Raw genomic sequence first — 25,247 nt, 5'->3', positions numbered from 1 at the left:
TCCAAGATGACGGCTCCATTGTTTCAGACGCGGTACGGGCCGCGTGCCCGTGACAAACGCACGCGCCCCGGCGGTGGGCCGCGTGGGATACTGGACCGATCCGGTAAACCCCACTCAGAGGAACGGCACTCCTTCATGGCCTCGGTCCCCTCCCTTGCCGCAACCGTCCACCAGCGCGTCGCGGACGCCCTCTCGGCAGCCCTGCCGGAGGCCGCGTCGGCAGACCCGCTGCTGCGACGCAGCGACCGGGCGGACTTCCAGGCCAACGGGATGCTGGCGCTGGCCAAGAAGCTGGGGGGCAACCCGCGCGAGCTGGCCGGCGGTGTGGTCGCCGCGCTGCCGGAGACGGACGAGATCGCCGGCATCGAGGTCTCCGGACCGGGCTTCCTCAACATCACCGTCTCCGACGCCGCGATCGTGCGGACGCTGGCGGCGCGGGCGGCCGACGAGCGGCTGGGCGTGCCGTACGCGGAGCGGCCGGGTACCACCGTCATCGACTACTCGCAGCCCAACGTGGCCAAGGAGATGCACGTCGGGCACCTGCGCTCGACGGTGATCGGCGACGCGATCGTGCAGATCCTGGAGCACCGGGGCGAGAAGGTGGTCCGGCGGCACCACATCGGGGACTGGGGCACGCAGTTCGGCATGCTCATCCAGTACCTGGTCGAGCACCCGCACGAGCTGGACCATGCCTCCGGCGAGGAGGCCGGCGGCTCCGGCGAGGCGGCGATGTCCCGGCTGAACCGGCTCTACAAGGCGGCCCGGGCGCTGTTCGACTCCGACGAGGAGTTCAAGGCGCGCGCCCGCGACCGGGTGGTGCTCCTGCAGAGCGGCGACCGGGCCACGCTGGAGATGTGGCGGAGGATCGTCGGCGAGTCGATGATCTACTTCCACGCGGTCTACGACCAGCTCGACGTGGAGGTCCGCGACGCGGACGTGGTCGGCGAGAGCGCCTACAACGACGACCTCCAGCAGGTCGTGAAGGAGCTGGAGGACAGCGGCGTCGCGGTCCGCTCCGACGGCGCGCTGTGCGTGTTCTTCGACGACGTCAAGGGCCCCGACGGCAAGCCCGTCCCGCTGATCGTGCAGAAGTCCAACGGCGGTTTCGGCTACGCCGCCACCGACCTGGCCGCCATCCGCGACCGGGTCGGGAAGCTGGGCGCCGACACCCTGCTGTACGTGGTGGACGCCCGGCAGGCGCTGCACTTCAAGATGGTCTTCGAGACCGCGCGCCGGGTCGGCTGGCTGCCCGAGGGCGCGGCGCGGCAGCTCGCCTTCGGCACGGTGCTGGGCAAGGACGGCAAGCCGTTCAAGACCCGTGAGGGCGAGACGGTCCGGCTGGTGGACCTGCTGGACGAGGCCGTCGAGCGGGCCACGGCCGTGGTGCGGGAGAAGGCGGAGCAGGGCGGCCTGGGGCTGACGGAGGAGGAGATCGCCGAGCGCGGTGCCCAGGTGGGCATCGGCGCGGTGAAGTACGCCGACCTGTCGACGTCCATGTCGCGCGACTACGTCTTCGACCTGGACCGGATGGTCTCGCTCAACGGCGACACCAGTGTCTACCTCCAGTACGCCTACGCCCGGATCCAGTCGATCCTGCGCAAGGCCGGCGACGCGCGGCCCGCCGCGCACCCGGAGGTCGAACTGGCCCCGGCCGAGCGGGCGCTGGGTCTGCACCTGGACGAGTTCGCCGAGACACTGGCGGGCGTGGCCGAGACGTACGAGCCGCACAAGCTGGCCGCCTACCTCTACCAGCTGGCCTCGCTCTACACGACGTTCTACGACCAGTGCCCGGTGATCCGGGCGGAGTCGGAGGCGGTCAGGGAGAACAGGCTCTTCCTGTGTGACCTGACGGCCCGCACCCTGCGGCAGGGCATGGGGCTGCTGGGCATCCGCACCCCCGAGCGGCTCTGAGGCGTACGGACCGCATCCGGGCGCCCGCCCCGCGGAGGCGGAGTGGGCGCCCGGACGTTCCCGCGCGTCCGGGGGCTCAGCGCTCGCGGTGCACCTTGGTGTTGGACGCCTGGGCGCGGGGGCGGACGACCAGCAGGTCGACGTTGACGTGCGGGGGCCGGGTGACGGCCCAGACGACGGTGTCGGCCACGTCCTCGGCGGTCAGCGGCTCGGCGACGCCCTCGTAGACCTTCGCCGCCTTCCCGGCGTCGCCGCGGAAGCGGGTGAGGGAGAACTCCTCGGTGCGCACCATGCCGGGCGCGATCTCGATGACGCGCACCGGCTGTCCGCACAGCTCCAGGCGGAGGGTCTCGGCCAGGACGTGGGCGCCGTGCTTGGAGGCGACGTAGCCGGCCCCGCCCTCGTAGGTGCCGTGGCCGGCGGTGGAGGAGAGCACCAGCACGGTGCCCTCGCCGGAGGCGGTCAGGGCCGGGAGCAGGGCCTGCGTCACATGGAGCGTGCCCAGCACGTTGACCTCGTACATCGACCGCCAGTCGGCGGGGTCGGCGGTGGCCACGGGGTCCAGGCCCAGGGCGCCGCCGGCGTTGTTGACCAGCACGCTGCCGGGGGCGAGGGGGCCGAGCCGGGAGGCGAAGGCGTCCACGGCGGCGCGGTCGGTGACGTCCAGGGGGTGCGCCTCGGCCCGGTGCCCGTCGGCGTTCAGCTCGGCGGCGAGCTCCTCCACGCGGTCGGCGCGGCGGGCGGTGAGCACGGTGCGGTACCCGGCGGCGGCCAGCCGGCGTGCGGCGGCGGCGCCGATACCGCTGCTCGCGCCGGTGACGACGGCGGTGGGCTGCTGCTCGGCGGGCAGGGGCATGGAGGGCTCCTCGCGGGGTGGTGGACGTTTCCGGGGGCGGACCGCCTCGAAGGATAGGCGGCCGGTTTCATCCGCCCCGCGGCGCGTACATGATCAGCGCGACCCCGGCCAGGCAGACCAGTGCCCCCGCGACGTCCCAGCGGTCCGGCCGGAAACCGTCCACGACCATGCCCCAGGTCAGGGATCCGGCGACGAAGACCCCGCCGTACGCCGCCAGCACCCGGCCGAAGTTCGCGTCCGGCTGGAAGGTGGCGACGAAGCCGTAGGCGCCCAGCGCGATCACCCCGGCGCCGATCCACGCCCAGCCCCGGTGCTCGCGCACCCCCTGCCACACCAGCCAGGCACCGCCGATTTCCAGGAGGGCGGCCAGGGCGAACAGCAGGACGGAGCGCGCGACGGACATACCGGGAGCGTAGGGGGCCGGTGCCGGCACCGGCCCCCGGGGATCGTTCAGGGGAGTCTCAGGGCCAGACCAGGCAGTACGGCTGGTGGCCGGCCTCGTGGAGCCGGTGGCTGAAGTCCTGCCACTCGTGCAGGAGCCGGTAGACGTCGAAGGCGTCGCGCGGGCCGCCCCGGTCAGGGACGGTGGACCAGATGAAGGCGGCGGCGCCCACCGACTCCTCCCCGATGCCGCGCAGCGGGTCGACGACCGTCATGGGGAGCCTGACCACCGCGTAGTCGGAGTGGAGGACGACCAGTTCCAGCGGGGGCACCTTGTGCAGCGGGACCCCCTCGATGCCGGTGAGGACCATGGCGGCCATCGTCTCCGGCTTGATCCTGGTGAACATGCCGTGGCCCAGCTCGTCCCCGCCGAGCTCGTCCGGGCGCATCGTGATGGGCACACGGGCGGCTGTGGCGCCGTCCGGCGCGCCGAAGTACTTGTAGGTCACCCCCACCCGGCCACCCTTGCTGCTCCTCGTCTCCGTGCCCTCGGCCCCGGCCGTCCCGGTCTGGCCGGCCCCGGCCTCGGCGGTCTCGCTCACCGCTCTCGCGTCGCGGTCCCGCCGGTGGCGCCCCCGCGCCCGTCTGGGTCCCCGGCCCAGGTCCCCCGTGCCCTCGCCCAGTCCGCCACCGCGCTGCATGTCACCACCCGACCACTTGCGGCCCCCGCCGCGCAACCAGATCATCGTCTCCAAAGACTTTCAGAGACCTCCCCTTCTGGCGGGCTGTGAAACGCCCGGCCGCACATGCGCGCGAGGCTCTGAGACCATGGCTTGCGTGAGCTATCCGTACGATGCCCCAGTATCGCAGTCGCTGTACGACCGTGCCGCCGCCGTGACGCCCGGAGGCGTGAATTCTCCGGTGCGCGCCTTCCGCGCCGTGGGCGGTACGCCCCGCTTCATGGTGTCCGGTGCCGGTCCGTACCTCACCGACGCCGACGGCCGTGAGTACGTGGACCTCGTGTGCTCCTGGGGCCCGATGGTCCTCGGGCACGCCCACCCCGCCGTGGTCGAGGCGGTTCGCGCGGCGGTCGGGCGCGGCACGTCCTTCGGCACGCCCGGCGAGGGCGAGGTCGAGCTGGCCGAGGAGATCGTCGCCCGCATCGCCCCCGTCGACCAGGTGCGGCTGGTCTCCTCCGGCACCGAGGCCACGATGTCCGCGATCCGCCTGGCGCGCGGTTTCACCGGGCGGGCCAAGGTGGTCAAGTTCGCCGGCTGCTACCACGGACACGTCGACGCGCTGCTGGCCGCCGCCGGCTCGGGCGTGGCGACCTTCGCCCTGCCCGACACCCCCGGCGTGACGGGCGCGCAGGCCGGGGACACGCTGGTGCTGCCGTACAACGATCTGGACTCGGTCGCCGCCGCCTTCGCCGCGCACCCCGGCGAGATCGCGTGCGTGATCACCGAGGCGTCGCCGGGCAACATGGGCGTCGTGCCGCCGCGCGACGGCTTCAACGCCGGGCTCAAGCGTCTGTGCGAGGAGAACGGCGCGCTGTACGTCTCGGACGAGGTGATGACCGGATTCCGCGTCTCGAAGGCCGGCTGGTACGGCCTGGACGGCGTCGCGCCGGACCTGATGACCTTCGGCAAGGTGATGGGCGGCGGCTTCCCGGCCGCTGCCTTCGGCGGCCGGGCCGACGTGATGGCCCACCTCGCCCCCGCCGGCCCCGTCTACCAGGCCGGCACCCTGTCCGGGAACCCGGTCGCCACCGCCGCCGGCCTCGCCCAGCTCCGCCTGCTGGACGACGCGGCGTACGAGCGCCTGGACGCCGTCTCCGCCGAGATCCGCGCGCTGGTCACCGAGGCGCTGGCCGAGGAGGGCGTGGCGCACCGGCTGCAGAGCGCGGGCAACATGTTCTCTGTCTTCTTCACCGGCGAGGACGTGGCGGACTACGACGCGGCCAGGCGCCAGGAGTCGTTCCGCTTCACCGCCTTCTTCCACGAGATGCTGGCCCGGGGCGTCTACCTGCCGCCCTCGGCCTTCGAGTCCTGGTTCGTCTCCACCGCCCACGACGACCGGGCCGTCGAGCGGATCGCCGCCGCCCTGCCGCCGGCCGCGCGCGCCGCCGCGCGGGCCACCGCCGCGGAGGAGGGGGCATGACCGGCGAGCCGAACGGGAGCGTCCCGAACCCGGCGGAGTCGGCGGACCCCGCGGGCATGACGGACCCCGCGGACGTGGCGCTCCCCGCCGGGACGGCGGGGGAGCGCGAGCAGCACGGCGGCGGCAGGCGCACCGTCGTCCACCTGATGCGGCACGGCGAGGTGGAGAACCCCAAGGGGATCCTCTACGGGCGCCTGCCCGGCTACCACCTCTCCGATCTGGGCCGCCGCATGGCCGAGCGGGTCGCCGAGCATCTGGCCGGGCGCGACATCACCCATGTCGTCGCCTCCCCGCTGGAGCGCGCCCAGGAGACCGCCTCGCCGATCGCCAAGGCCCACGGCCTGGACGTGGCCGGCGACGAGCGGCTGATCGAGGCGGAGAACATCTTCCAGGGCAAGACCTTCGGCGTCGGGGACGGAGCCCTGCGGCGGGTCGCGAACTGGCCGCACCTGCGCAACCCCTTCCGCCCGTCGTGGGGCGAGCCGTACATCGACCAGGTGGTGCGGATGATGGCGGCGCTGGAGGCCGCCCGGGACGCCGCGCGCGGCCACGAGGCGCTGTGCGTCAGCCACCAGCTGCCGATCTGGACGGTGCGCAGCTTCGTCGAACGCCGCCGGCTGTGGCACGACCCGCGCAGGCGGCAGTGCACCCTGGCGTCGCTGACCACCTTCACCTTCGTCGGCGACCGGATCGTCTCGGTCGGCTACAGCGAGCCGGCCCGCGATCTGGTGCCGCCGCATCTGAGGGCCGGGGCGAAGCCGGCCAGGGGGCAGGCCGGCAAGGGGCCCGGCTTCGGCGCCTGACCGGCCCGGCCGGCTCCGGCGCCGAAGCCCCGCGACCTCCCGCGAGACGGCGGCGCCGGAGCCGACCGGGCCGGTCACAGCCGGCCGCGGCCGCCCGGGGACCGCCCGGTGATCGCCGTTCGGGGTGACTCAAGTCACACCCCGGCGGGGGGAGTTGTCGGGTTATCGACCGGTGGGGCCTTTTGGCGGGGGCGGGGGAACGCCGGTGCGAGGCGCATGGGAAACTTTTCACATGTTTCTTCGCGCTACCGGCTCCCCAGGCCGCTCCCGGCTGTCCGCGGCCGTCACCGCCGCGGCTGCCTGCGCACTGATCCTGTCGGGCTGCGGCGCGGGCGGCGGCCAGGAGCAGAGCGGCGGATCCGGCAAGAACTACGTGGACGGGACGGGCGCGGTCACCGAGGTGGAGCCGGCCGACCGCAAGCCCGCCCCCGAGCTCTCCGGCGAGACGGTGGACGGGGAGCGGCTGGACGTCGCCGACTACCGGGGCGATGTCGTGGTCCTCAACGTCTGGGGCTCGTGGTGCCCGCCCTGCCGCGCCGAGATGCCGCACCTGGTGAAGGTGGCGGCCGAGACCGAGGACCAGGGGGTGCGGTTCGTCGGGATCAACACCCGGGACCTCGACCGGGTCCCGGCCCAGCGCTTCGAGGACGAGTACGAGGTGCCCTACCCCAGCCTCTACGACCCCTCCGGCAAGCTCCTGCTGCGCTTCCCCAAGGGCAGCCTCAACCCGCAGGCCATCCCCTCCACCCTCGTCCTCGACCGGGAGGGGAGGATCGCGGCCCGGGCCCTGAAGCCGCTCGGCGAGGAGGAGCTCCGCTCCATGATCGAGCCCCTGATCAAGGAGAAGTGAGACGGATGCCCCACCTCGCCTCCGGGACGGGGATCTACGAGACCGTCCTGACCGGCGGTCTGCTCCTGGCGATCCCCATCGCCCTGCTGGGCGGGCTGGTGTCGTTCTTCTCCCCCTGCGTCCTGCCGCTCGTCCCCGGCTACCTCTCCTACGTCACGGGCATCGGCGGCGCCGACCTGGCCGAGGCGCGCAGAGGGCGGATGGTGCTCGGCGCCTCCCTGTTCGTCGCGGGCTTCACAGCGGTCTTCGTCTCGGGCGGTGCCCTCTTCGGGTACTTCGGCCAGACGCTCCTGGAGTACCAGGAGACGATCACCCGGATCCTGGGCGTGTTCCTGATCGCGATGGGCCTGCTCTTCGCCGGACTGCTCAGGGGGGTCGGGCAGCGCGAGTTCCGCTTCCACCGCAGACCGGCCGTGGGCCTGGCGGGCGCCCCCGTGCTCGGTGTGCTCTTCGGCGTCGGCTGGACCCCGTGCCTGGGGCCCACGCTGGCCGCGGTCAACACACTGGCGCTCAGCGAGGCGAGCGCGGGGCGGGGAGCACTGCTGACGGTCGCCTACTGCCTGGGCCTGGGCCTGCCGCTGATACTGACGGCGGTGGCCTTCCGGCGGGCGATCGGCGCCTTCAGCGTGGTCAAGCGGCACTATGTGTGGGTCATGCGGATCGGCGGGGGGATGCTGGTCGCGCTGGGGGTCCTGATGCTCACCGGGGCGTGGGACCTGCTGCTGACCGAAATGCGCACCTGGACCAACAGCTTCACCGTAGGGATCTGAGATGCCCACAGCAGATGTCGGGAAAGCCCTCGAGAACACCCGGGCCGGTGCCGAGGAGCAGGAGGCGGGCGGCCGGATCTCCACCGCCCCCCGCGAGGACTCGTCGGTCGACGTCCCCGCGCTGGGACCGGTGGGCTGGGCCCGCTGGTTCTGGCGGCAGCTCACCTCGATGCGGGTCGCGCTGATCCTGCTCTTCCTGCTCTCGCTCGCCGCCGTCCCCGGCTCGCTGATCCCGCAGAACGGCGCGAACGTCTTCGCCGTGCGGAACTTCAAGGAGCGCAACGGGACGCTGGCGGAGGTCTACGACAGACTCCAGCTCTTCGACGTCTACAGCTCGGTGTGGTTCTCCGCGATCTACATCCTGCTGTTCGTCTCGCTCATCGGCTGCATCCTCCCGCGCAGCTGGCAGTTCATCGGCCAGCTCCGCTCCCGTCCGCCGCGCGCGCCGCGCCGGCTGACCGGGATGCCCGCCCACACCACCTGGCGCACCGACGCCGAACCGGAGCGGGTGCTCCGGGCGGCGCGCATACTGCTGAAGGGGCGCCGCTTCCGCACCTCCCCGACCGATCCCCCCGGTCCGGACGGGTCCGGTCCGGGGGGATCGGTCGCCGCCGAGAAGGGCTATCTGCGCGAGGCCGGGAACCTCGTCTTCCACGTCTCGCTGATCGTGATGCTGATCGCCTTCGCGGCCGGGCAGCTGTGGAACTCCGAGGGCGGCAAGCTCATCGTGGAGGGCGACGGGTTCTCCAACACGCTCGTCCACTACGACGACTTCACCTCCGGGTCGCTGTACGACACCGAGGACCTGGACGTCTTCGGCTTCACGCTGGAGGAGTTCCACGCCTCCTTCGAGCGCACCGGCCCGCAGCGCGGCACCGCGCGCACCTTCCGCGCCGACGTCTCGTACTGGGAGGGCGCCGACGGCGCGGAGAAGAAGACCTCCATCGAGGTCAACCACCCGCTGAAGGTCGGCGACTCCAAGGTCTTCCTGGTCGGCCACGGCTACGCGCCGGTCGTCACCGTCACCGACGGGCAGGGGAAGATGGCCTACCGGGGCCCGGTGCCGTTCCTGCCGCAGGAGAGCCTGGGCCTGACCTCCACGGGCGTCATCAAGGTCACCGACTACCGCGACAAGGACGGCGAGAAGGAGCAGCTCGGCTTCCAGGGCATCTTCACGCCCACCTACGGGATCGACGCCGAGCGCGGGCCGCACTCCACCTTCCCCGAGCTGGACTACCCGGTGCTCTCCCTCAACGCCTTCCACGGCGACCTGGGCGTCGACGCCGGGCTCCCGCAGAACGTCTACCAGCTCGACACCGACAAGATGGAGCAGTTCAAGGCCGAGGACGGCGACCTGTTCCGGGCCGATCTGCGCCCCGGCGAGTCGGTGGAGCTGCCGGACGGCGCGGGCACGCTGACGTTCGACCGCGTCGAGCAGTGGGCCAGCTTCCAGGTCTCCCAGGAACCCGGGGAGGGCTGGGCGCTGGCCGGTGCCACCGCCGCCGTGCTCGGCCTGGCCGGCTCGCTGTTCATCCGCCGCCGCAGGGTGTGGGTCCGCGCCCGGCGCGGCGCGGACGGTGTCACCGTGGTGGAGATGGCCGGGCTGGGCCGCAGCGAGTCCGCGCGGCTCCCCGAGGAGCTGGGCGACCTGGCCTTCGCCCTCCAGGACGACGCTCCGCCCGCTGCGGATCCGGACGGGGCGGATCCGGACGGGGAGGACCCTGCCCCCGGCGGGGACACCGGCCGGAGCTCCGGCCGGGACACCGGGGGGAGCACAGAAGACGTACCGGCTGCCACCGAGGACGCCGGCCCCTCGTCACGAGGAGAGAACGAGTGAACCCAGTGGACATCGCCGTCGCAGCGAACGAGAGCCTCGCCGAGTTCAGCAACCTGCTGATCAAGTCGGCGATGGCCGTGTACGCCCTGGCCTTCGTCGCGCACATCGTGGAGTGGGTGTTCGGCAGCCGCAGCAAGGTGGCCCGCACCGCCGCCGCGCTGACCGCCCAGGGCGCCGGGAGGTCCGGGGACGCCCGGACCGCCGCCGCGGGCAAGGGCGCGGACAAGGTCTCCGTCACCGTGCGCACCTCCGGCGGCACCGAGGTGCTGGAGCGCCCCAGGGTCGTCACCCGCTCGGCCCCGGGCCGCCGGGCCGGTGTGCCGGACGGTCCGGGCGCGGCCGGCGGGGACGAGCGGGGCGACCTGTACGGCCGGATCGCCGTCTCGCTCACCGTGCTGGCCTTCCTGCTGCACTTCGCCGCGGTGCTCACCCGCGCCCTGTCGGTGCAACGCGCCCCCTGGGGCAACATGTACGAGTTCTCGACGGCCTTCTCGATGGTCGTCGTCGGCGCCTACCTGGCCTTCCTGGTGGCGAAGAAGGACATCCGCTGGATCGGGCTGCCGCTGGTCACCACCGTGCTGCTCGACCTGGGCCTGGCCATCGTGGTCTTCTACACCGAGAGCGACCAGCTCGTCCCGGCGCTCGACTCGTACTGGATGTGGATCCACGTCTCGCTGGCCATCGTGTGCGGCGCGCTGTTCTACCTCGGCGCGGTCTCCACGCTGCTGTACCTGTTCCGGGACCGCCACGAGGCCAAGCTGGAGGCCGGCGGCCGGCCGGGCGCCTTCGCCACCTCCGTGCTGGAGCGGCTGCCCAGCTCCGCGTCGCTGGACGGCTTCGCCTACCGCATCAACGCCGCCGTCTTCCCGTTCTGGACCTTCACCATCATCGCGGGCGCCATCTGGGCCGAGAACGCCTGGGGCCGCTACTGGGGCTGGGACCCCAAGGAGACCTGGTCCTTCATCACCTGGGTCGGCTACGCGGCCTACCTGCACGCCCGCGCCACGGCGGGCTGGAAGGGGCGCAAGGCGGCGTACCTGGCGCTGATCGCCTTCCTGTGCTTCCTGTTCAACTACTACGGCGTCAACATCTTCTTCGAGGGCCTGCACTCCTACGGTGGGGTGTGACCGCCCCGGCGTGAGGTGATGCGACGCGGCGCGCTCTCAGGAGGCGGCGGGCGGGGTGGTGTCCTCCGGCCCGCCGTTCTCCTTGTCCGTGCCGCCGGCCTTCCGGTCGTCCTTCCCGCCGTCCTTCCGGCCCCGCTCCTCACCGGACTCCGGCTCCCGCTCCCGCTCCTCCCCGGGCTCCGGCGTCCCCGGGTGCTGCCGTCCGCGCTCGTTGATCGACTTCAGGAAGTCGGGGTTGTCGTCCGGGGCCACCCACCGGCGCTCGGCGGGGCGGGTGGCGCCGTAGGGCGCGTTCCTGCGCGGCCGTCCGACCAGGAGCCAGGCGATGGGGCCCACCGGCGGGAAGAGCAGGATGACGAAGACCCAGGCCAGCTTCGGCAGCTTGCGGGCCTCGTTCTCGGGGGTGTTCAGGCAGTCGATGAAGGCGTAGATCAATACCGCCAGGATCAGGACGGTCGGAAGAAGCCTGAGCATTGGGCAACGCCCCCTGGAAGCGTGTAGTGCGGCGGGTGCCGGGCCCCGCGAGGGCCCGTGGTCCGGGATGCCCGGGCGCCGGGCCGTAGCCTGAGGAGGCCCCGTGACAGGCCCAGGGTAATCGGTGTCGGATACTGGCCCGTATGGCATACGACGATCTCCGCTCGCTGCTGCGGGCCCTGGAGCGCGACGGCGACCTCGTACGGATCAAGGCCGAGGTCGATCCCCATCTGGAGGTCGGGGAGATCGTCGACCGGGTCCAGAAGTCCGGCGGCCCGGCGCTGCTCTTCGAGAACGTCAGGGGCTCCGACATGCCGCTGGCGATGAACGTCTTCGGCACCGACCGCCGCACGCTCAAGTCGCTGGGCCTGTCCTCCTACGACGACATCAGCGAGAAGATCGGCGGACTGCTGCGGCCCGAGCTGCCGCAGGGCTTCGTCGGGATGCGCGAGGCGTTCGGCAAGCTCGGCTCGATGGCGCACGTGCCGCCGAGGAAGGTGAAGGAGGCGCCCGTCCAGGAGGTGGTCCTCACCGGCGACGACGTCGACCTGGAGAAGCTGCCCGCGCTGTTCACCTGGCCGAAGGACGGCGGCTCCTTCTTCAACCTGGGCCTGACCCACACCAAGGATCCCGAGACCGGCATCCGGAACCTGGGCCTGTACCGCCTCCAGCGGCACGACCGGCGCACCATCGGGATGCACTGGCAGATCCACAAGGACAGCCGCAACCACTACCAGACGGCCGCACGGCGCGGCGAGCGGCTGCCGGTCGCCATCGCCTTCGGCTGTCCGCCCGCCGTCACCTACGCCTCCACCGCGCCGCTGCCGGGCGACATCGACGAGTACCTGTTCGCCGGCTTCCTCCAGGGAAAGCGGGTGGAGATGGTGGACTGCAAGACCGTGCCGCTCCAGGTCCCCGCCCGCGCCGAGGTGGTGCTGGAGGGCTGGCTGGAGCCGGGGAAGATGCTCCCGGAGGGGCCGTTCGGCGACCACACCGGCTTCTACACGCCGCAGGAGGACTTCCCGGCCCTGACCATCGACTGCGTGACGATGCGCAGACGGCCGGTCTTCCAGTCCATCGTCGTGGGCCGCCCGCCGACGGAGGACGGGCCGCTGGGCCGGGCGACGGAACGCTTCTTCCTGCCACTGCTGAAGATCATCGTCCCGGACATCGTGGACTACCACCTCCCCGAGGCGGGCGGCTTCCACAACTGCGCGATCATCTCGATCGACAAGAAGTACCCCAAGCACGCGCAGAAGGTGATGTCCGCCATCTGGGGCGCGCACATGATGTCGCTGACCAAGCTGATCGTGGTGGTCGACTCCGACTGCGACGTCCACGATCTGCACGAGGTCGCCTGGCGAGCCCTGGGCAACACCGACTACGCCCGCGACCTCCTCCTCACCGAGGGGCCGGTGGACCACCTCGACCACGCCTCCTACCAGCAGTTCTGGGGCGGCAAGGCGGGCATCGACGCCACCGCCAAGTGGCCCGAGGAGGGCTACACGCGCGACGGGGGCTGGCCGGACATGGTCCTGTCCGACCCCGGCACGGCCGAGAAGGTCAGCCGCCGCTGGCGGGAGTACGGGCTGTGAGCTCCGTCGCCGAGGATGTCGCGGGCCCCCAGCCCGCCCGGCCCGCCGGGCGGGTCAGGGCGTTCCTGCGGCTGGTGATGATCGAGCACTCGGTCTTCGCGCTGCCCTTCGCCTACATCGCCTCGCTCACCGCGATGTTCCTGGACGACGGCTCCGTCCACTGGTGGGAGCTGCTCCTGGTCACCGTCGCGATGGTGGGGCTGCGGACCTTCGCGATGGCCGCCAACCGGATCATCGACCGCGAGATCGACGCCCGCAACCCGCGCACCGCGGGGCGCGAGCTGGTCACCGGGGCGCTGTCGGTGCGCACCGCGTGGGCCGGGGCGCTGGTCGCGCTCGCCGTCTTCCTGGGGGCCGCCGCGCTGCTGAACCCGCTGTGCCTGGCGCTCGCGCCCGTCGCCGTGGTGCCGATGGTGGTCTACCCGTACGGGAAGCGGTTCACCGACTTCCCGCACGCCATACTCGGGCTCGCGCAGGCGATGGGGCCCGTGGGCGCCTGGATCGCGGTCACCGGCGCCTGGTCGTGGGAGGCGGTGGTCCTCGGGCTCGCGGTGGGCGTGTGGATCGGCGGCTTCGACCTGATCTTCGGCTGCCAGGACGTTGCCGCCGACCGGGCCCACGGGGTGCGGTCCGTCCCCGCGCGCTTCGGCATAGCCGCCGCGCTGTACGGGGCCCGCGGCTCCCATGTCGTCACCGTGGCGCTGCTGGCCTGGTACGGGGCGCTGACCGGGGCCGGCGCGCCGTACTGGGCGGGGCTGGCGGTCGTGGTGGCGGCGTTCCTCTACGAGCACTCCATCGTGCGGCCCGGCGACCTGTCCCGGCTGAACCGGGCGTTCTTCACCGTCAACGGCTTCATCGGGATGGTGCTGTTCGCCTGCGCGCTGCTCGACCTGGTGCTGCGCGGCCTGACGGTGTGACAGCGCGGCCGCGGGGCGGCCGCACCGCGGTGCGGCGGTGTGCCGGTGCGGCGTCGCGGCCGCGGCGGGCCCGGCCGGCGGGTCAGGGGATCTGCCGCCGGACCCGCGCGGCGGGCGCCGAGCGGCGGAACCAGAAGGCCGCCAGCACTCCGCCGATCAGCCCGAACAGATGCCCCTGCCAGGAGACGCCCTGGGCGGTGGGCAGCACGCCCCACAGGATCGAGCCGTAGAGCAGGACGACCGTGATGCCCACGGTGATGTCGAGTGCGTCCCGGTCGACGAAGCCGCGCACCAGCAGATAGCCGAAGAGGCCGAAGACCACGCCCGAGGCGCCCGCCGTCAGGGAGTTCCCCGGCGCGGTGAGCCAGACGCCGAGGCCGCTGACGACGATGATCGTCAGGCAGACGGCCAGGAATCGGCCTATCCCGCGCACGGCCGCCAGGAAGCCCAGCACCAGCAGCGGCAGACTGTTGGCCGCCACGTGGTCCCAGCCAAAGTGCAGGAACGCCGCCGGCACCACATCGGCCAGCTCCTCCGTCTCGCGCGGCGAGATGCCGTAGGGGTCGAGGGAGTTGCCGGTGGCCACGTCGACGGCCTCCAGCACCCACAGCAGGGCCACCCAGGACACCATCAGCACACCCGCCGACATCGCCCTGGAGGCGCGCGAGGAGCGGGACGCCCCGGCCGCCGATCCGTACACCATCCGGTCTCTCCCGTTCGATACCGCTGTCGGTCCCGGCAACACCGCCGGCAACACCGCCGGCGCCGCTGCCGCCGTCGCGGGCGGCGCCGCCTTCCGGGTGCCGCCTTCCGTCCGCCCGTCCCGCCGCGTACGTCCTGAGAACGTCACGGAACGCGTCGGGAGTTCCGGCCGGGGCGCCTCAGGGCCGGGGCGAACCCAGCTCCTCGTAGAGCACCGCGGCCATCACGTCCTGCGGGTCCAGCCACCTGGCGCCCCTGGGCGCCTTCACCGGCACCGCCGAACCGGGTGCGAACGACACGGTGAGCGGTATCTCCTCCATCTCCCCGGCCACCTCCCCGGCGTCCGTCCGTCCGGTGAACTGTGTCAGGTCCACCGTCATTCCCGACAGGACGCCGCCGCGCAGCGCCAGCTCCGCCGTGACCCGCCGGTCCGGCGCCCGCTCCAGCCAGGAGAACCCGATCCCGTCGAAACGCTCCTCCAGCGGGGCCAGCGCCGACGCGAGGCCGTCGGCGACCTCGCGGGCCGGGAGTGTCACCCTGACGCGCTCGGTGCCGTCCGCCCGGCCGGCCTCCCGCAGGGCGGCGTGGTCCTCCAGCGCCCGGCGCACCGCGCCGATCACATGGTGCTGGGCCCGGGCGCTCTGCAGGACGTCCACACTGTTGGCCAGCCGCTGGGCGCGCTCGCCGTACTTGCCGCCCACCGCCCGCGCGAAGTGGTCGAACTCCTCGGGGTCCATCTGCACCCACCGGCCTTCGAGCATGTCCCGGGCCGCGGCGAGGGAGGGCGGCAGGGAGTCCGCCGAGCGGGCCAGCCCGGCCGCCCGCACCACCGTCTCGCGGCTCCGGTTCGTCTCGTGCGCCAGCCGCTTCCAGTCGGCGCGCACGTAGAAGTCGGCGCCGACCGACTTGTAGGCGGCCACGTCCCGGTTGCCGAAGTTCACGGCCGCGGCCGTGTCGAGCCGGTCCTTGTCGCCGAGGTCCTTCAGCGGCCTGTCCGAGCCGAACACGAACGCCGTCTCCATCCGGGACAGCAGCAGCGCGTCGGTGCGGGAGACCGCCGGTCCGTCGCCCCGCTCGTGCTCGCGCCGCAGGAAGGCGTGTATCTCGTCGGCCGAGGCCTCGACGCGCACGGTGGCCGACACCGTCTCCCACTCGCCGAGCCTCTCGACGGCCTGGCGGACCCTGGTCGCGGCGTCGGCCCTGCCGGGGGCCTGGCAGGCGGCGGAGGCGGCTGTCAGGAGGGCGCAGCCGGCCGCCGCCAGGCGTATGCGCCCGTTGCGCCCGTTGTGTTTGTCGCGCCGGGCGCGGGGGGCGTGCGGGGTGCGCCCGGGGCGCTCGGCGGGAGTGGGGGCGGTGCGGGGCGTACGGGACATACGGCGATCCAACTACTTCGGGGGCGGAGACGGCCAGGGTCCAGGGTGCCCCGGCCGGCGCGGGAGGGCGGTGCGGCGGCCGCCGGGGCGTGCTCCGGGAGTCCCGTCCGCGGGGCGGCGTCGTGCGGGCGGACGGCGCCGCTTCCGGAACACGCCTTAGGCTCGGTGCCGTGAGGAACAGTGTGCGACGGCCGTGGATCGTCGGTGTGTCCGGGGCGTCCGGGACGCCGTACGCCGCGTCGGTGATCCGCGCGCTGCTCGCGGCGGGCGAGGACGTGGACCTGGTGGTCAGCCGGGCCTCCCGGCTGACCCTGCTGGACGAGACCGGCCACCCCTTCCGCGACGCCCACTGGCGCGAGGACCTGCGCCGCTGGCTGGCCCGCGGGGCGGACGGCTCCCCGGACGCGTACGACGTGGCGGTGCCCGAGCCCGGGGGCCCGGAGACGGAGACGGGGAGGGACGGGGGGAAGGCGGCGGGCGGCACCGTGCGGTACTGGCCCGCCGGCGACCTGGCCGCCGGACCGTCCTCGGGCTCGTACCCGGCCAGGGGGATGATCGTCGTCCCGGCCTCCACCGCGTCCGTGGCGGGCATCGCCCTGGGACTGTCCAAGGACCTGCTCCAGCGCACGGCGAGCGTCACGCTCAAGGAGCGCCGCCCGCTGGTCGTCGCCGTGCGCGAGACGCCGCTGGGCGGCCAGACCCTCAGACACCTGGTCACCCTGGACGAGGCGGGGGCCGTGGTGCTGCCGGCCTCGCCCGCCTTCTACGCGGGGGCGGCCCACATCCAGGAACTGGTCGACTTCGTCGCCGGCCGCGCGCTGGACGCAATGGGCGTTCCGCACGATCTCTACCGCCGATGGGAAGGCGAGCTGGGGGGCGCACAGAGGCAGTCGTAGGGCAGCGGGCACGGATGCCTTAGATTCGATTACGGAAAGCTCTTGCGGTATCCGACAGCCGGACAGCCCGGACGACGGCCGAACGACGGAAGGCACCAGGACGCATGGACGCGGTGGACAGACAGCTCATCCAGGCGCTGCGCGAGAACGGCAGGGCCTCGTACGCGGAACTGGGCCGGCTCGTCGGCCTCTCCGGCCCCAGCGTGACCGACCGCATCAACCGGCTGGAGGCGGCCGGCGTCATCACCGGCTACCGTGCGACCGTGGACGCCCCCTCCCTGGGCCTGGGCGTCACCGCCCTGATCGGCATCCAGCTCTCGGACTCCGTCGACCACGAGGACGTGGTGGACCGGCTGCGGGACCAGGCGGAGATCGAGGACTGCTGGTTCATCGCCGGGGACGACTCCTTCATGCTCAAGGTGCGCGCCACCGACGTGGACGGCCTGGAGCGGACGATCCGCAGGCTCTCGGGCACCAAGGGCGTCTCGCGGACCCGCACCACCATCGTGCTCTCCACCAAGTGGGAGAACCGGGTCGGCGTACTGCCCGCCGAGGAGGACTGACCGCTGCCGCCGCGCGCCCGCCGGCCCGGCCGGCCCCCCGCCGGCACACCGGGGGCCCGCCCGGGCGCGCGGCGGGGCAGGCGTAGGCTCAACGGGTCGCCCGCAACGGACGGCCCCGCAGGACCCGCAACCCCGCAGACAGGAACAAGGAGGCGGCGACGCATGGACGCTGGGCTCAAGCGCGAGCTGGAGGAGAAGGTCCGCGCCGGTGAGCGGCTGAGCCGCGAGGACGGCATCGCCCTGTACGAGTCCGACGACCTGGCCTGGCTGGGCGGCCTCGCTCACGAGGTGCGCGTCCGCAAGAACGGCGACGTCGTCTACTTCAACGTCAACCGCCACCTGAACATGACCAACGTGTGCACGGCCTCGTGCGCCTACTGCTCCTTCCAGCGCAAGCCGGGGGAGAAGGACGCGTACACCATGCGCATCGAGGAGGCCGTGCGGCTGGCCAGGGCGATGGAGGGCGACAACCTCACCGAGCTCCACATCGTCAACGGCCTCCACCCCACCCTGCCCTGGCGCTACTACCCGCGCTCGCTGCGGGAGCTGAAGAAGGCCCTGCCGGACGTCTCCCTGAAGGCGTTCACCGCCACCGAGATCCACCACTTCGAGACGATCTCCGGCCTGTCGGCCTCCGAGATCCTCGACGAGCTGATCGACGCCGGACTGGAGTCGCTCACCGGCGGCGGCGCGGAGATCTTCGACTGGGAGGTGCGGCAGCACATCGTCGACCACCGCACCCACTGGGAGGACTGGTCGCGCATCCACCGCCTGGCGCACGAGAAGGGTCTCAGGACGCCCTGCACCATGCTGTACGGGCACATCGAGGAGCCCCGCCACCGCGTCGACCACGTGCTGCGGCTGCGCGAGATGCAGGACGAGACCGGCGGCTTCCAGGTCTTCATCCCGCTGCGCTACCAGCACGACTTCGTGGACATGAAGGACGGCAAGGTTCGCAACCGGATCCAGGCCCGCACCACCATGGCCACCGGCGCGGAGGCACTCAAGACGTTCGCGGTCTCGCGGCTGCTGTTCGACAACGTGCCGCACGTGAAGGTGTTCTGGGTGATGCACGGCGTGCAGACCGCCCAGCTCGCCCTCCAGCACGGCGCGGACGACATGGACGGCTCGGTGGTCGAGTACAAGATCACCCATGACGCGGACGACTACGGCACCCCCGACAAGCTCACCCGCGAGGACCTGCTGGAACTGATCCGCGACGCCGGCTTCCGCCCCATCGAGCGCAACACCCGCTACGAGATCGTCCGCGAGTACGACGGCCCGGACCCGGCGCGGCGCGATTCGCCGCAGCCCATGCGGCTGTGACCCGGCGGCGGGCATGACGCGGAACACATCGGTGAGGCGGAACACATCGGTGAGGACGGCTCGATGACGCTGCGGTACGTACTCGACCCTCCCGTCGGCCGGCGGCTGGCCGACGGGGTCTGCGACCTGTGGGCGCGGGTGACCAACGCGGGCGGCGCCGTCGGCTTCGTACCGCCGGTGACCGCCGAGGACGTGCGGCCCGAGCTGACCCGGCACCTCACGGCGATGGCCGAGGGGCGGGCCCGGCTGCTGGCGGCGTACGACGAGGAGGACCGGGTCGCGGGCACCGCCTTCCTGATGCCGAACACACACCGGCTGATGCGACACTGGGTGTGGCTGTACACCGTGATGCTGAGCCCCGACCGCCAGGGCCGGGGCGAGGGACGGGCCCTGATGGCCGCCGTGGAGGAGGCCGCCCGGGGTATGAACGGCGTCCGCGGCATCCGGCTCACCTGCCGCGGCGGGCTCGGGCTGGAGCACTTCTACGGCTCGTGCGGCTACAAGGAGGTCGGGCGCGTGCCCGACGCCATCCGCGTCGCGGACGACGACCTCCGGGACGACATCACCATGTGGCTCCGGCTCAGCTGACCCGGCCACGCCGAAAGGACCACCACCGTGACCAGCACATCGGAGACCGGCAACACGAACAGGGCACCGCAGGCCGCGTCCGACTCCGCGTCCGGCACGGTGCCGGGCCGCACGCCGCACGCGACGCTCCGCTACACGGCCATGCGCCTGGGCGTCTTCCTCGCCTGCTTCGTGGTCGTCGCGGTGCTCGCCTACGTCGGCGTACTGCCCGAGGCCATCGGCAAGGCCAACCCGCTGTGGCTGCTGATGCTCGCCATGGTCGTCTCCGCGCCGCTCAGCCTGGTACTGCTGCGCCGGCAGCGCGACGAGATGTCCGTGCGGATCGCCGAGCGCATGGACCGGGCCAAGCGGAAGCTGGCCGCCAACCAGAGCCAGGAGGACTGAGCCCGGTCTCCCGGGGCCGGGACACCGAGCCCCCAGGAGCGCGGGCCGGGCGGGCAAGGTGGACCGGAGGGGCTGGACAGGCCGCCGGGCCGCTCCCCGCCCGTCACACCGCCCCGCACCGCGTAACCCTCGTCACACCCCCTCACGACGCTCCGCCGGGAATGCCTTTCCCCGCAGGGGCGTTGTGCGTCGGCGGAAACCGTTCCGCCCAGGCGACGCCCGGGAAACCCCCGGGCCCGGTGTTAGCGTGAGGACCATGACGACCGCAGCCCGCACCATCCCCCAGGTCAGGAGCACGATGCTCGTGGCCCGGCTGCACGTCGACCTCTGCCGCTGCCTGTCCGCGGCCTGTCGCATCGGCTGAGTCCCGCGCGACCCAAGGCGGCCGGATTCCTCCGGCGCCCTCTTCCCTCTTCCCGAGTTCTCCGGGACCGTCGAGTCCTCGACGTACGCATGGAACGCGCGGAAAGCACAGAACGCGCAGAACGCAGAATCCTGAGAACCCAGAGAACTCTGTCCCCGCCACATGTCCCACCGGAGTGTGTCCGTGTCCTCCAACACGCCATCAAGCGCGCCCGGCGAGTCCGCCCCGACCGGTGAGTCCGGCTCGACCGCCGGGACCGCCACAGCCGGCGAGACCGCGCCCACCGCGCCGAAGCGCCGCACCGGTCTCGCCAGAATCCCCTTCTGGGCCCAGATACTCCTCGGCCTGGTCCTGGGAGCCCTGTTGGGCTGGGTCGCCCGCAGCGGCGACGTCGCCTGGCTCAGCACCGCCCTCGACAAGGTCGGCGGTACCTTCGTCCAGCTGCTGAAGCTGGCCGTCGGCCCGCTGGTCTTCTTCGCGATCACCGTCTCGATCACCAACCTGCGGAACGTCTCGGGCGCCGCCCGGCTGGCCGGCCGCACCCTGCTGTGGTTCATGGCCACCTCGCTGATCGCCGTCGGGATCGGCCTGACCATCGGTCTGCTCACCAACCCGGGCGCGGGCACCGGGCTGTCCCCGAAGGACGGCGCCCGGCCCGAACAGGCGGGCTCCTGGCTGGACTTCCTCACCGGGATCATCCCCACCGACGTGATCACGCCGTTCACCGAGCTGAACGTCCTGCAGATCGTCTTCATGGCCGCCGTCGCCGGTGTCGCCGCCCTGCGGATCGGGGAGAAGGCCGCACCGCTGCTCTCCTTCTCCGAGTCGGCCCTCACCCTGCTGCAGAAGGCCCTGTGGTGGGTCATCCGGCTGGCCCCGCTGGGCACCCTCGGCCTGATCGGCCGCGCCATCGACCAGTACGGCTGGGACCTGATCGGCCAGTACGCCACCTTCACCGCCGACGTCTACATCGGCTCCCTGCTGGTGATGTTCGGCGTCTACCCGCTGCTGCTGGCGCTGGCGGCCCGGGTCAGCCCGCTGCAGTTCTTCCGCGGTGCCTGGCCCGCCATCCAGCTGGGCTTCGTCTCCCGCTCCTCGGTCGGCACCATGCCGGTGACCCAGAAGGCCGTCGAACGGCTCGGAGTGCCCAGGGAGTACGCCTCCTTCGCCGCGCCGTTCGGGGCCACCACCAAGATGGACGGCTGCGCCGCGGTCTACCCGGCGCTCGCCGCGATCTTCGTCGCGGAGATCTTCGGTATCTCCCTCGGCATCGGCGACTACGTGCTGATCGCCTTCGTCTCGGTCATCGGCTCCGCCGCCACCGCCGGCCTCACCGGCGCCACCGTGATGACCACGCTGACCCTGTCCACCCTCGGCCTGCCGCTGGAGGGCGTGGGTCTGCTGCTGGCGATCGACCCGGTCCTGGACATGATCCGGACGGCCACCAACGTCGCCGGCCAGGCGGCGGTCCCGGTCGTGGTCGCGGCCAGGGAGAGGATCCTCGACCTGGACGCCTTCCGCCAAGCCCGGAGCTTCGACATCGACGACCTCGACGGCACCGAGGGTGCCGGCGGGACCGGCGGCACCACTCCCGCCGCAGGCGCGGGAGACCGCCGGAGCGGCGAGCCGGCCCCCGCCACCGCCTGACCGGCCCCGCGCGGCGACCGGCCGCAACGAGCACGGGCCCCGGCGGGCTCCCGGATCAGGGAGCCCACCGGGGCCCGCCGCGTCTCTTCACGTGCCCCCCGTGCCACCGCACCGAGCGGCGTCGGACCCACCGGGCCGGCGGTGCCGGAGCCGAGCGGGGAAAAGGCAGGAGCCCCCGTCGTGACGGGGGCTCCTTGGGTACTGCTTATCCGGTCGTCTGCCGGCGCCGTACCGCCCTCACGGGCGGACGTACACCGTCACGGCCAGGGCGTCTGGCCGAGCCGGGCAACTCAGGCCGCGGTGACGTTCTCCGCCTGCGGACCCTTCGGGCCCTGTGTCACGTCGAAGGTGACCGCCTGGTTCTCCTCCAGGGAACGGAAACCGTTGGCGTTGATCGCGGAGTAGTGAACGAACACATCGGGACCGCCGCCGTCCTGGGCGATGAAGCCAAAGCCCTTTTCGGCGTTGAACCACTTGACGGTTCCGGTAGCCATAAGCCCTCCTTGGGCCTATAAGGGTTGCCCTGCTCCAGAAGCCTTTGAAGAACTCTGAAAACGACGAGAGCCCGCGGTCACATGCTCCGCAGGCTCTGTACTGCAAGGGAAACCAAACTGCAACTTGCTGTGAGCGTAGCACGGTGCCCACCGGAGTGGAAGGGTGATCATGTCCCGGCGCGCCCGTCCGGGTGAGCACCCCCGAGGAGGCGAGCCGGACCTGCGGGGATAGCCTCGCGAGGTGGACACCAATGACGCTGACCAGCCCGTCGCCGAGCCCCTGCGGAGGCGGCCCCGCGTCGGGCACATCCAGTTCCTCAACTGCCTGCCCCTCTACTGGGGGCTCGCCCGCACCGGCACCCTGCTGGACCTGGAGCTCACCAAGGACACCCCGGAGAAACTGAGCGAACAGCTGGTGAACGGGGGTCTCGATATCGGCCCGATCACCCTCGTGGAATTCCTCCGCAACGCCGGCCGGCTGGTCGCGCTGCCGGATATCGCGGTGGGCTGTGACGGCCCGGTGATGTCCTGCGTGATCGTCTCCAAGGTGCCGCTGGCCGCCCTCGACGGCGAGCGCGTCGCCCTCGGCTCCACGTCCCGCACCTCCGTGCGGCTTGCCCAGCTGCTGCTCGCCGAGCGCCACGGCATCGCACCCGACTACTACACCTGCCCGCCCGACCTCGGCCTGATGATGCAGGAGGCCCAGGCCGCCGTGCTGATCGGCGACGCCGCGCTGCGCGCCTCCCTCCACGACGCGCCCCGGCTCGGCCTCCAGGTCCACGATCTGGGGCTGATGTGGAAGGAGTGGACGGGCCTTCCGTTCGTCTTCGCCGTCTTCGCCGCCCGCCGCGACTACCTGGAGCGCGAGCCGGAGACCGTGCGGGAGGTCCACCGGGCCTTCCTCGACTCACGCGACCTGTCCCTGGAGGAGGTCGGCAAGGTGGCCGAGCAGGCGGCCCGCTGGGAGGCCTTCGACGCCGAGCTGCTGGAGCGCTACTTCACCACCCTGGACTTCCGGCTGGGCCCCGAACAGCTCGGCGGCATCGCCGAGTTCGCCCGCCGGACCGGGCCCACCACCGGATTCCCGGCCGATGTGCGCGTGGAACTCCTGAGCTGAGGCCGTACCCCGCCGTCCCGGCCGCCGCATCGCCCCGGCCCCGCCCGACCGGAGCGGAACTGACCTGCCGAAAGGCCGCCAGGACGCTGGCGTACGCTGGATCGGACGCCGTGCCGCCGCGCACCGGCCGGCCCGGCCGACCCGACCGCCAAGCCCGAGAGGACCGCCCGGTGACCGATAACGCCGACCTCCAGTCCGTACTCGACCGCGCCGCCGGAGGCGGGCGGATCAGCGCGGAGGAGGCGTTGGAGCTCTACCGGCACGCCCCGCTGCACGCGCTTGGGCAGGCCGCCGACACGGTGCGCCGCCGCCGGTACGCGGGCACCGAGCACATCGCCACGTACATCATCGAGCGGAACATCAACTACACCAACGTCTGTGTGACCGCCTGCCGGTTCTGCGCCTTCTACGCCGCCCCGAAGGACACGGACAAGGGCTGGACCAGGGACCTGGACGACATCCTGCGCCGCTGTGAGGAGACCGTGGCGCTGGGCGGCACCCAGATCATGTTCCAGGGCGGCCACCACCCCGACTTCGGTGTGGAGTACTACGAGGAGCACTTCTCGGCGATCAAGAAGCGCTTCCCCGAGCTGGTGATCCACTCCCTGGGCGCCTCCGAGGTCGAGCACATGGCCCGCATCTCGGGCGTGACGGTGGAGGACGCGATCCGCCGCATCCACGACGCCGGCCTGGACTCCTTCGCCGGCGCAGGCGCCGAACTGCTCCCCGAGCGCCCGCGCAAGGCGATCGCGCCGCTGAAGGAGTCCGGCGAGCGCTGGCTGGAGATCATGGAGACCGCCCACGGCCTGGGCGTGGAGTCCACCTCCACCATGCTGATGGGCACCGGCGAGACCAACGCCGAGCGCATCGAGCACCTGCGGATGATCCGCGACGTGCAGGACCGCACCGGCGGCTTCCGCGCCTTCATCCCGTACACCTACCAGCCGGAGAACAACCACCTCAAGGGCCGCACCCAGGCCACGATCTTCGAGTACCTGCGCATCCTGGCCGTCGCCCGGCTCTTCCTGGACAACGTCGCCCACATCCAGGGCTCCTGGCTGACGACGGGCAAGGAGATCGGCCAGCTCTCCCTGCACTACGGCGCGGACGACCTCGGCTCGGTGATGCTGGAGGAGAACGTCGTCTCCTCGGCCGGCGCGAAGCACCGCTCCAACCGCATGGAGCTGATCGACCTCATCCGCAAGGCCGGACGCGTCCCGGCGCAGCGCTCGACGACGTACGAGCACCTGGTCGTCCACGACGACCCGGCGCAGGACCCGGTGGACGACCGCGTCGTCTCCCACCTGTCCTCGACCGCGATCGAGGGCGGCACCGCGCACCCCGAACTGAAGCTCATCGACGCCGGCTGACCGCCCTCGCCCCGCGATCCCGTGCTGACGATCCACGCCCCGCTCGCCGTCCGCCTCACCGAGGACGGCGAGCGACTGGACGGGCACGCGGTGGCGGTCGAGGGCGACCGGATGGCGGCGATCGGCCCCGCGGGCTCCCTCGCCGAGACGTATCCGGCCGCCCGCGTCCGCCACTGGCCCGGCGAACTGGCCCCCGGCCGCTGCGCGGTGGACGCGGTGGCGTGGCTGGAGGCCGCCTACCACCCGGACCCGCGAGAAGTGGGCCTGCCCGGCATCCCCGACACCGAACCGCTCACGGGCCCCGCCCTGGCTGCCCTCCCCATGGACGAGGTGCGCTGGGGCCACAGCGCCCGCCGAGGCCTGCAGCGCCTCCTGCGCGAGGGCGTCACCTCCGTCGTCGGCCCCTTCGCCCGCCCTTCGGTTCGTACCGCCGTCCAGCGCTCGGGCCTGACCGTCCTGCCCGCTCCCCGTCCCGCCACCCTCTCCGCGGGCGTCCGCGCGGACTTCGCCGTCCACGCCGCCGACGGCAGCTGCCTCGCCACCATCCTCGCCGGCCGCCTCCTCCACCGCCGTACCTGACCCACCAGGCCTCCGAGGCGCCGTCGAACCGGCCTTTGAAGCTGCGCCGGAACCCCGCACTTCGGAATTCAGGTGATGGGCCCCTGGAAAGGCGGTCCGGTTCACGCTTTCTTGATCTCCTTGAACCTCTTTCACCCTTGCAGTACAGGATGAAAGAGGTTCA

25 protein-coding genes are annotated in these 25,247 nt (G+C 72.3%); 18 read left to right on the top strand and 7 right to left on the bottom strand.

The window, feature by feature from the left end; all coding sequences use genetic code 11:
• Nucleotides 1–135 precede the first annotated feature (135 nt).
• Nucleotides 136–1,911 carry an arginine--tRNA ligase gene (gene argS / locus IQ279_RS24660; RefSeq protein ID WP_206351514.1) on the top strand — a complete coding sequence of 592 codons (1,776 nt, stop codon included), beginning with the start codon at nt 136–138 and terminating at the stop codon, nt 1,909–1,911.
• 76 nt (nt 1,912–1,987) lie between these two features.
• Here argS and IQ279_RS24655 read toward each other — a convergent pair whose 3' ends face one another.
• The 3 genes from IQ279_RS24655 to IQ279_RS24645 form a co-directional block, all read right to left on the bottom strand.
• Nucleotides 1,988–2,767: an SDR family NAD(P)-dependent oxidoreductase gene (locus tag IQ279_RS24655; protein WP_206351513.1), complete on the bottom strand. Its 780-nt coding sequence runs from the start codon at nt 2,765–2,767 to the stop codon at nt 1,988–1,990.
• 67 nt (nt 2,768–2,834) lie between these two features.
• The gene (locus IQ279_RS24650; RefSeq protein WP_101256365.1) at nt 2,835–3,170 is read right to left on the bottom strand and encodes a YnfA family protein; all 336 of its coding nucleotides are present in this window, start codon (nt 3,168–3,170) and stop codon (nt 2,835–2,837) included.
• A gap of 58 nt (nt 3,171–3,228) precedes the next feature.
• Entirely contained in the window at nt 3,229–3,849 is a 621-nt protein-coding gene (locus tag IQ279_RS24645) for a hypothetical protein (protein ID WP_206351538.1), read from the bottom strand.
• A gap of 127 nt (nt 3,850–3,976) precedes the next feature.
• Between IQ279_RS24645 and hemL the strand changes: the two genes are divergently transcribed.
• From hemL to ccsB, 6 genes are all read left to right on the top strand, one after another.
• Nucleotides 3,977–5,308 (top strand): glutamate-1-semialdehyde 2,1-aminomutase, encoded by a 1,332-nt coding sequence (hemL, locus tag IQ279_RS24640; RefSeq protein ID WP_206351512.1) that lies wholly within the window; start codon nt 3,977–3,979, stop codon nt 5,306–5,308.
• Between the two features lie 146 nt (nt 5,309–5,454).
• The gene (locus IQ279_RS24635) at nt 5,455–6,111 is read left to right on the top strand and encodes a histidine phosphatase family protein (protein ID WP_241028695.1); all 657 of its coding nucleotides are present in this window, start codon (nt 5,455–5,457) and stop codon (nt 6,109–6,111) included.
• Between the two features lie 232 nt (nt 6,112–6,343).
• Nucleotides 6,344–6,961 carry a TlpA family protein disulfide reductase gene (locus IQ279_RS24630; RefSeq protein WP_206351511.1) on the top strand — a complete coding sequence of 206 codons (618 nt, stop codon included), beginning with the start codon at nt 6,344–6,346 and terminating at the stop codon, nt 6,959–6,961.
• Nucleotides 6,962–6,966: 5 nt separating this feature from the next.
• The gene (locus tag IQ279_RS24625; RefSeq protein ID WP_206351510.1) at nt 6,967–7,731 is read left to right on the top strand and encodes a cytochrome c biogenesis CcdA family protein; all 765 of its coding nucleotides are present in this window, start codon (nt 6,967–6,969) and stop codon (nt 7,729–7,731) included.
• Nucleotide 7,732: 1 nt separating this feature from the next.
• Nucleotides 7,733–9,568, top strand: coding sequence for a cytochrome c biogenesis protein ResB (gene resB / locus IQ279_RS24620; protein WP_206351509.1), 1,836 nt, complete (start codon nt 7,733–7,735; stop codon nt 9,566–9,568).
• A gap of 5 nt (nt 9,569–9,573) precedes the next feature.
• Nucleotides 9,574–10,695, top strand: a complete 1,122-nt coding sequence (gene ccsB, locus IQ279_RS24615; protein ID WP_206351536.1) for a c-type cytochrome biogenesis protein CcsB — start codon at nt 9,574–9,576, stop codon at nt 10,693–10,695.
• A gap of 36 nt (nt 10,696–10,731) precedes the next feature.
• Here ccsB and IQ279_RS24610 read toward each other — a convergent pair whose 3' ends face one another.
• Entirely contained in the window at nt 10,732–11,169 is a 438-nt protein-coding gene (locus IQ279_RS24610) for a PLD nuclease N-terminal domain-containing protein (protein WP_206351508.1), read from the bottom strand.
• Nucleotides 11,170–11,312: 143 nt separating this feature from the next.
• Here IQ279_RS24610 and IQ279_RS24605 point away from each other — a divergent pair, with 143 nt between their 5' ends.
• Nucleotides 11,313–12,764: a menaquinone biosynthesis decarboxylase gene (locus IQ279_RS24605; RefSeq protein WP_206351507.1), complete on the top strand. Its 1,452-nt coding sequence runs from the start codon at nt 11,313–11,315 to the stop codon at nt 12,762–12,764.
• On the top strand, nt 12,761–13,681 hold the full coding sequence (gene mqnP, locus IQ279_RS24600; RefSeq protein WP_206351506.1) for a menaquinone biosynthesis prenyltransferase MqnP: 921 nt from the start codon (nt 12,761–12,763) through the stop codon (nt 13,679–13,681). Before IQ279_RS24605 ends, mqnP begins: the two co-directional genes overlap by 4 nt.
• A gap of 82 nt (nt 13,682–13,763) precedes the next feature.
• Here mqnP and IQ279_RS24595 read toward each other — a convergent pair whose 3' ends face one another.
• Both IQ279_RS24595 and IQ279_RS24590 read right to left on the bottom strand, forming a co-directional pair.
• Complete coding sequence (locus IQ279_RS24595; protein WP_206351505.1) at nt 13,764–14,384, bottom strand: rhomboid family intramembrane serine protease; 621 nt, start codon at nt 14,382–14,384, stop codon at nt 13,764–13,766.
• A gap of 178 nt (nt 14,385–14,562) precedes the next feature.
• Nucleotides 14,563–15,756: a hypothetical protein gene (locus tag IQ279_RS24590; protein ID WP_206351504.1), complete on the bottom strand. Its 1,194-nt coding sequence runs from the start codon at nt 15,754–15,756 to the stop codon at nt 14,563–14,565.
• A gap of 170 nt (nt 15,757–15,926) precedes the next feature.
• On the opposite strand from IQ279_RS24590, the gene IQ279_RS24585 reads away from it, so the two are divergent.
• The 6 genes from IQ279_RS24585 (at nt 15,927) to IQ279_RS24560 (ending at nt 21,524) form a co-directional block, all read left to right on the top strand.
• Nucleotides 15,927–16,652 carry a UbiX family flavin prenyltransferase gene (locus tag IQ279_RS24585; RefSeq protein WP_206351503.1) on the top strand — a complete coding sequence of 242 codons (726 nt, stop codon included), beginning with the start codon at nt 15,927–15,929 and terminating at the stop codon, nt 16,650–16,652.
• Between the two features lie 104 nt (nt 16,653–16,756).
• Complete coding sequence (locus IQ279_RS24580; RefSeq protein ID WP_206351502.1) at nt 16,757–17,215, top strand: Lrp/AsnC family transcriptional regulator; 459 nt, start codon at nt 16,757–16,759, stop codon at nt 17,213–17,215.
• A gap of 162 nt (nt 17,216–17,377) precedes the next feature.
• Nucleotides 17,378–18,541, top strand: a complete 1,164-nt coding sequence (gene mqnE, locus IQ279_RS24575) for an aminofutalosine synthase MqnE (protein ID WP_206351501.1) — start codon at nt 17,378–17,380, stop codon at nt 18,539–18,541.
• 63 nt (nt 18,542–18,604) lie between these two features.
• Nucleotides 18,605–19,129 carry a GNAT family N-acetyltransferase gene (locus IQ279_RS24570; RefSeq protein ID WP_206351500.1) on the top strand — a complete coding sequence of 175 codons (525 nt, stop codon included), beginning with the start codon at nt 18,605–18,607 and terminating at the stop codon, nt 19,127–19,129.
• A 27-nt stretch (nt 19,130–19,156) separates the two neighbouring features.
• Complete coding sequence (locus tag IQ279_RS24565) at nt 19,157–19,513, top strand: DUF4229 domain-containing protein (protein ID WP_307792520.1); 357 nt, start codon at nt 19,157–19,159, stop codon at nt 19,511–19,513.
• Between the two features lie 547 nt (nt 19,514–20,060).
• Nucleotides 20,061–21,524: a dicarboxylate/amino acid:cation symporter gene (locus tag IQ279_RS24560; RefSeq protein WP_307792519.1), complete on the top strand. Its 1,464-nt coding sequence runs from the start codon at nt 20,061–20,063 to the stop codon at nt 21,522–21,524.
• A 290-nt stretch (nt 21,525–21,814) separates the two neighbouring features.
• Here the strand turns inward: IQ279_RS24560 and IQ279_RS24555 are convergent, their stop codons facing one another.
• On the bottom strand, nt 21,815–22,018 hold the full coding sequence (locus tag IQ279_RS24555) for a cold-shock protein (RefSeq protein ID WP_093660436.1): 204 nt from the start codon (nt 22,016–22,018) through the stop codon (nt 21,815–21,817).
• Between the two features lie 241 nt (nt 22,019–22,259).
• Between IQ279_RS24555 and IQ279_RS24550 the strand changes: the two genes are divergently transcribed.
• The 3 genes from IQ279_RS24550 (at nt 22,260) to IQ279_RS24540 (ending at nt 25,084) form a co-directional block, all read left to right on the top strand.
• Complete coding sequence (locus IQ279_RS24550) at nt 22,260–23,135, top strand: menaquinone biosynthetic enzyme MqnA/MqnD family protein (RefSeq protein WP_307792518.1); 876 nt, start codon at nt 22,260–22,262, stop codon at nt 23,133–23,135.
• A 170-nt stretch (nt 23,136–23,305) separates the two neighbouring features.
• A complete protein-coding gene (gene mqnC / locus IQ279_RS24545) occupies nt 23,306–24,505 on the top strand; it encodes a cyclic dehypoxanthinyl futalosine synthase (RefSeq protein ID WP_206351498.1) in 1,200 nt (399 codons plus the stop codon).
• Nucleotides 24,506–24,526: 21 nt separating this feature from the next.
• Complete coding sequence (locus IQ279_RS24540; protein ID WP_206351497.1) at nt 24,527–25,084, top strand: imidazolonepropionase-like domain-containing protein; 558 nt, start codon at nt 24,527–24,529, stop codon at nt 25,082–25,084.
• Nucleotides 25,085–25,247: the final 163 nt, after the last annotated feature.

The sequence above is a fragment of the Streptomyces verrucosisporus genome, assembly GCF_017114865.1.
Classification (GTDB): Bacteria; Actinomycetota; Actinomycetes; order Streptomycetales; family Streptomycetaceae; genus Streptomyces; species Streptomyces fenghuangensis.
Note: the sequence above shows the minus strand (reverse complement) of the source record. Positions and strands in the feature narration are given on the sequence as shown.

What these genes read in the sequence shown, in the direction of transcription:
- IQ279_RS24635 (WP_241028695.1), top strand. Translation starts at nt 5,455, where the DNA reads ATGCGGCACGGCGAGGTGGAGAACCCCAAGGGGATCCTCTACGGGCGC.
- IQ279_RS24580 (WP_206351502.1), top strand. Translation starts at nt 16,757, where the DNA reads ATGGACGCGGTGGACAGACAGCTCATCCAGGCGCTGCGCGAGAACGGC.
- IQ279_RS24630 (WP_206351511.1), top strand. Translation starts at nt 6,344, where the DNA reads ATGTTTCTTCGCGCTACCGGCTCCCCAGGCCGCTCCCGGCTGTCCGCG.
- IQ279_RS24655 (WP_206351513.1), bottom strand. Translation starts at nt 2,767, where the DNA reads ATGCCCCTGCCCGCCGAGCAGCAGCCCACCGCCGTCGTCACCGGCGCG.
- IQ279_RS24645 (WP_206351538.1), bottom strand. Translation starts at nt 3,849, where the DNA reads ATGCAGCGCGGTGGCGGACTGGGCGAGGGCACGGGGGACCTGGGCCGG.
- IQ279_RS24590 (WP_206351504.1), bottom strand. Translation starts at nt 15,756, where the DNA reads ATGTCCCGTACGCCCCGCACCGCCCCCACTCCCGCCGAGCGCCCCGGG.
- resB (WP_206351509.1), top strand. Translation starts at nt 7,733, where the DNA reads ATGCCCACAGCAGATGTCGGGAAAGCCCTCGAGAACACCCGGGCCGGT.
- IQ279_RS24595 (WP_206351505.1), bottom strand. Translation starts at nt 14,384, where the DNA reads ATGGTGTACGGATCGGCGGCCGGGGCGTCCCGCTCCTCGCGCGCCTCC.
- mqnE (WP_206351501.1), top strand. Translation starts at nt 17,378, where the DNA reads ATGGACGCTGGGCTCAAGCGCGAGCTGGAGGAGAAGGTCCGCGCCGGT.
- hemL (WP_206351512.1), top strand. Translation starts at nt 3,977, where the DNA reads ATGGCTTGCGTGAGCTATCCGTACGATGCCCCAGTATCGCAGTCGCTG.
- IQ279_RS24625 (WP_206351510.1), top strand. Translation starts at nt 6,967, where the DNA reads ATGCCCCACCTCGCCTCCGGGACGGGGATCTACGAGACCGTCCTGACC.
- IQ279_RS24570 (WP_206351500.1), top strand. Translation starts at nt 18,605, where the DNA reads ATGACGCTGCGGTACGTACTCGACCCTCCCGTCGGCCGGCGGCTGGCC.
- IQ279_RS24650 (WP_101256365.1), bottom strand. Translation starts at nt 3,170, where the DNA reads ATGTCCGTCGCGCGCTCCGTCCTGCTGTTCGCCCTGGCCGCCCTCCTG.
- IQ279_RS24605 (WP_206351507.1), top strand. Translation starts at nt 11,313, where the DNA reads ATGGCATACGACGATCTCCGCTCGCTGCTGCGGGCCCTGGAGCGCGAC.
- IQ279_RS24610 (WP_206351508.1), bottom strand. Translation starts at nt 11,169, where the DNA reads ATGCTCAGGCTTCTTCCGACCGTCCTGATCCTGGCGGTATTGATCTAC.
- IQ279_RS24555 (WP_093660436.1), bottom strand. Translation starts at nt 22,018, where the DNA reads ATGGCTACCGGAACCGTCAAGTGGTTCAACGCCGAAAAGGGCTTTGGC.
- argS (WP_206351514.1), top strand. Translation starts at nt 136, where the DNA reads ATGGCCTCGGTCCCCTCCCTTGCCGCAACCGTCCACCAGCGCGTCGCG.